Source organism: Planktothrix sp., from assembly GCF_046067725.1.
Taxonomy (GTDB): domain Bacteria; phylum Cyanobacteriota; class Cyanobacteriia; order Cyanobacteriales; family Microcoleaceae; genus Planktothrix.
In genome coordinates this window covers 1-4844 of sequence record NZ_JBJUDF010000073.1, presented here as the reverse complement: position 1 = coordinate 4844, position 4844 = coordinate 1, and the positions used below count along the sequence as shown (strand labels likewise).

General features: G+C 44.0%; 4 protein-coding genes and 1 pseudogene. 3 read left to right on the top strand and 2 right to left on the bottom strand.

The annotated features are described in order from the left end of the window. Positions 1–379: 379 nt before the first annotated feature. Positions 380–1441 carry an Mrp/NBP35 family ATP-binding protein gene (locus ACKPEB_RS04165; protein ID WP_408963561.1) on the bottom strand — a complete coding sequence of 354 codons (1062 nt, stop codon included), beginning with the start codon at positions 1439–1441 and terminating at the stop codon, positions 380–382. 310 nt (positions 1442–1751) lie between these two features. Here ACKPEB_RS04165 and hemF point away from each other — a divergent pair, with 310 nt between their 5' ends. Next, positions 1752–2795, top strand: coding sequence for an oxygen-dependent coproporphyrinogen oxidase (hemF, locus tag ACKPEB_RS04160; RefSeq protein ID WP_408963560.1), 1044 nt, complete (start codon positions 1752–1754; stop codon positions 2793–2795). Between the two features lie 59 nt (positions 2796–2854). Then, a pseudogene (locus tag ACKPEB_RS04155) lies at positions 2855–3199 on the top strand (STAS domain-containing protein); the annotation flags it as partial. Positions 3200–3468: 269 nt separating this feature from the next. On the opposite strand, the gene ACKPEB_RS04150 reads toward ACKPEB_RS04155, so the two are convergent. Beyond that, positions 3469–3744 (bottom strand): CpcT/CpeT family chromophore lyase, encoded by a 276-nt coding sequence (locus ACKPEB_RS04150; RefSeq protein WP_408963559.1) that lies wholly within the window; start codon positions 3742–3744, stop codon positions 3469–3471. Between the two features lie 102 nt (positions 3745–3846). Here ACKPEB_RS04150 and psb29 point away from each other — a divergent pair, with 102 nt between their 5' ends. Next, a complete protein-coding gene (gene psb29, locus ACKPEB_RS04145) occupies positions 3847–4539 on the top strand; it encodes a photosystem II biogenesis protein Psp29 (RefSeq protein WP_408963558.1) in 693 nt (230 codons plus the stop codon). Positions 4540–4844 lie beyond the last annotated feature (305 nt).

Genomic DNA, 4844 nt, shown 5'->3' with positions numbered 1-4844 from the left:
ACTATAGCGCCCACTGGTGGGAATAGGCACAGGGCTATTTGATTTTCTGCAAAAACGGGTGTTACCTTTCCCCTGACCCGTCTCCAAGATGACTATATTTAATTATTGTAAATTTGATTATCCTCAATCTTCCGGTGTAGGGGCGAGGCGCACCCCAGTGATGTCAACTTAAGCCGAAAAGCTCTAATTATAGCCGAGATTAAATCCCCTAAATCCTCTTTGAAAAAGGCGACTTTTATCTGCTATTCTCCCTTTGTTAAGGGGGATTAGGGAGGATCATTGACGCTTAAAAAAATCAACGAACTTTCGGTCATCAGCCTAGTTTTAGCCTTAAGTTGACACTAATGCCCCCGCCCGTACCCTTCAACAGTCAACACCCCTAAGTTAAAGCAAAGACAGAGACTTTTCCAGCGATGCGTTGGGCGATCGCAGTTAATTCTAAAGCCGAAGCTGAGTTAGGATCAGAAATCACAATCGGAACTCCTGCGTCTCCCCCTTCTCGCACGGGCATTTCTAAGGGAATAGCACCCAGCAGAGGAACACCAAGCTCGTGAGCGGTTTTTTCGCCTCCGCCAGAACCAAAAATATCGTATTTTTTATCCGGGGCATCAGGGGGGATAAAATAACTCATATTTTCCACAATTCCCAACACTGAAACCCCCAATTGTTGGAACATTTTTAACCCCTTGCGGGAGTCAAGGAGAGAAACTAACTGAGGCGTTGTAACGATCACGACCCCCGACATGGGAACCGCTTGAGCGAGGGTCAGTTGAGCATCTCCGGTTCCGGGCGGCATATCCACCAAAAGATAATCTAACTCACCCCAATTGACTTGATACAGAAATTGACGAATAATCCCATTTAACATCGGGCCACGCCAAATCACAGGTTGGTCTTTATCGATGAGAAATGCCATCGAAACCAACTTTACCCCATGATTAAATGCAGGTTCTAGGACTTCTCCTTGGGGGCTTTGCTGCACCATGACTTGAGCATCTGCCAACCCTAACATCGTGGGGTCATTGGGGCCATAAATATCCGCATCAATTAAACCGACTTTAGCACCCGTTTGAGCTAAGGCAACCGCAACATTAACCGCAACGGTACTTTTTCCGACGCCTCCCTTGCCACTAGAAATGGCTAGAATATTTTTAACCCCTGGGATGCCTTGACGGTCAGGTAAGGCTTTTTGTTGAGGAGTTTCGGCGGTGACATCAACAACAACCGTTTCCACCCCTGGGAGTTGTTTAACTGCTTTTTGACAATCTTCGACAATAAATTCACGGAGGGGACAAGCAGGGGTGGTTAGGACTAAGGTAAAGCTAACCTCACCTCCTTGGATTTTAACGTTACGAATCATGTTTAATTCCACCAAACTCTTTTGGAGTTCAGGGTCTTGTACAGGTCGTAACACCTCTAATACGGTATTGATATCAAGCATATTGAATCAGAGTGTTTCCAGTTGATCGGCGGATAAATGGCTATTTTCGGGAGTAAAGAGTCTATCCCTCCTCTATTATTAAAGAATTCGGGAGTTGAATAGGTCTTAATATTTTGAGAAAAAGTCTTAAAAAGCCTTAAGCTAACTTTAAATTAAAGTAAAGAAGATTTACAGTCTGAGAAATTTAGGGCATCAGCAACCATTAGCCACTTGACTCCAGGGACACAATATAGACATGATCATAACGCTTGGCGTATTCAGACAACAAAATGATCGATGCGCCAAACGAAGATAGATTAAAAAAAAAATTATGACAGCTTCTCAAGTATCGGAAATTACGACGCTCCAGTTAACTCCTCCGACTGACTCTAAAACCCGCGTTAGTCAGTTTATGAAACAGATCCAAGATCATATTTGTCAAGGCTTAGAACAGCTTGATGGTCTAGGCAAATTCAGAGAAGACGCTTGGGATCGTCCAGAGGGAGGAGGGGGTCGCTCTCGTGTCATGCGTGAAGGCGATGTATTTGAACAAGGGGGAGTCAATTTCTCTGAGGTTTGGGGTGAAACTCTACCTCCTTCAATTCTAGCTCAACGTCCAGAAGCAGCCGGACAGGGATTTTATGCCACAGGAACCTCAATGGTACTGCATCCCCGGAATCCTTATATTCCAACCGTACACCTTAATTATCGTTATTTTGAAGCCGGGCCTGTGTGGTGGTTTGGGGGTGGAATTGATTTAACCCCCTATTATCCCTTTGCTGAAGATGCTCACCATTTTCATCAAACCTTGAAACAAACTTGCGATCGCTACCATCAAGAGTATTATCCTGTATTCAAACGTTGGTGTGATGAATATTTCTATCTGAAACATCGGCAAGAAACACGAGGAGTTGGTGGCATCTTTTTTGACTATCAAGATCCCCAAAGTCCACTGTATAAAGGCCCTGATCCGAAAGGTGCAGCCGCCTTGTATAGTGATGAAGTGGGAACTCCAAATTCCAGAGATTGGGAATCTTTGTTCAGTTTTGTGCAGGACTGTGGACAAGCTTTTCTTCCAGCTTATCGGCCCATTGTAGAACGGCGGCGTTCCCGTGAATATGGAGATCGAGAACGGCAGTTCCAATTATATCGGCGGGGTCGGTATGTAGAATTCAACTTGGTTTATGATCGAGGGACGATTTTTGGTTTACAAACCAATGGTCGTACCGAGTCCATTCTCATGTCTTTACCGCCTCTGGTACGATGGGAATATGGCTATGAGCCGGAACCAGGAACTCCAGAAGCAGAATTGTATGAGACTTTCTTAAAGCCTCAAGATTGGGCGAACTGGACTGCTCCTAACTCACAGGTCTAAGTTAAACTACTGTCAGATAAGCAACCAACGCAATATCAAAAATTCCGAGGGGACGGTCAGTGATTCAAATCGATCAAAAAGAACATACGACCCAGGATGGTACAAAGGTCATTGTCTTGACTCCTTCAGGACGTCTTGACATCACAACAGCTTGGCAATTCCGCCTCAAGTTGCAGGAATGTATATCTAAATTGAGTCGCCATGTCGTAGTAAATCTAGGTCAAGTGAACTTTATTGATAGTTCGGGTCTGACTTCACTGGTTGCTGGAATGCGAGATGCTGACAAAGTGAAGGGTAGCTTCCGAATTTGTAATGTTCACCCAGAAGCCAAACTGGTATTTGAGGTGACCATGATGGATTCTGTATTTGAAATTTTTGAGGCTGAAGATGAAGCTCTTGAAGGTGGGGTTAGAGACAATTCAGGTGGTGATAATCGCCCCCAAAGGCAAGGCCGGGGAGGGTTAGAAACCCAAAACCCTCAGAAAAATAGCTAGTCGCTTATACAGCAATGTTTCTCTTTCTCTTGTCGCCCCCTGAAAAGAGCCAGTGGAAATCAAATCACGGTAGGTCAACGCTGCTCGGTGTTGTGTTTCAACTAGAGACGTGCTTCGGTGCGTCTCTGACTCAAAACCTAAGGTTAAGGGGTTGGAGCTAGACTTTAGATTCAAGGCACTCAGGATGTAAAATAAAACCGTTTTTGAAATTGAAATAGCCCTAACATCGCTCCCCACAATGGTTTTCCAGTCCTAGAGTCAATCCCTTTGTCATGACTAAAAAATTGATCGATGGTCGCTTCAAAACCGAATTCAGCAAACAAACTTACGGGTACAGGACGATGCCACAGCCGCAAATGAACATACCAAACAGGATCTGCTAAGGCTTGAGCTTGATTATCAAACTCACCTGCCATATATTCTGCTAGAGTTTTGAGTTCCGGGGATATCATCATGGGGATTTTGACAAGTTGGAAACTGAAACTGGGAAATTGTACACTTCAAAATCCGGTACACAAAAAATTAAAATAAGATTTAGTCCTTTTTAAGATTGACTTGTGAACAACATCCGCACGGTTTCAGATACAAAGCGTACTTTTTACAGTTTACACACTCGCCCCATCAACTCGATCTATCGTCGTGTGGTTGAGGAGTTGATGGTGGAAATGCACTTGCTTTCGGTCAATGTTGATTTCAGCTATAACCCGATTTATGCCTTGGGTGTTGTAACTGCCTTTGATCGCTTTATGCAGGGGTATCAACCTCCATCGGATCAAGAATCGATTTTCAATGCCCTAATCAAAGCGGAACAAGATGATCCGCAACGATATCGAGGCGATGCTGAACGGTTAAAGGAATTAGCAAAAACCCAATCGGTTCAAGAGTTGATGGCTTGTTTCAAATCCCCCTTGGAAGGACATTCTGTGACTGAGTTGCAAGGATATTTGCACGCGCTCACAACGAATCCTAAATTAAAATACAATCGTTTATTTGCCATTGGATTATTTACCTTATTAGAACAGGTGGATCCAAATGGCATTCAAGACCAAGCGACCCGAGAAAAACTTTTAACTCAAGTCGCTGAAGCGTTACACTTGCCCCAAGACAAACTGATCAAGGATTTAGATCTCTATCGCAGCAATATTGAAAAAGTGGCGCAAGCTCGCATCATGATTGAAGAAATAACCCAAGCTGAACGGAAAAAGCGGGAACAACGGGCATCAGAAGTGATGAGCTTTCAAGTCCGTTAACCTCCCAATTTTTTAGGGCTCTTCAATTCAGAATGACGACAGGTTCAGGGTGATCAAAGTTGCCACCCAGGAACTGTGATTGATCTGAAGCCATCCCACAGCATTTAACACGATCCCCAAAAAAAAGTCCTCACCCTCAGTTGATCGGGGTGGGGATGAATTTTGGGAAAACCAAACAGTGCGATGAGCAATCTTGACCATTCAAAACAGCTTGTGTTAGTATGTTATCCTGAGTGCGGTTTATGATAAAATGCTTCAAGCCGTCGAAGTCAAAACCGATGTATGAATGGAAAAACATTAATTGG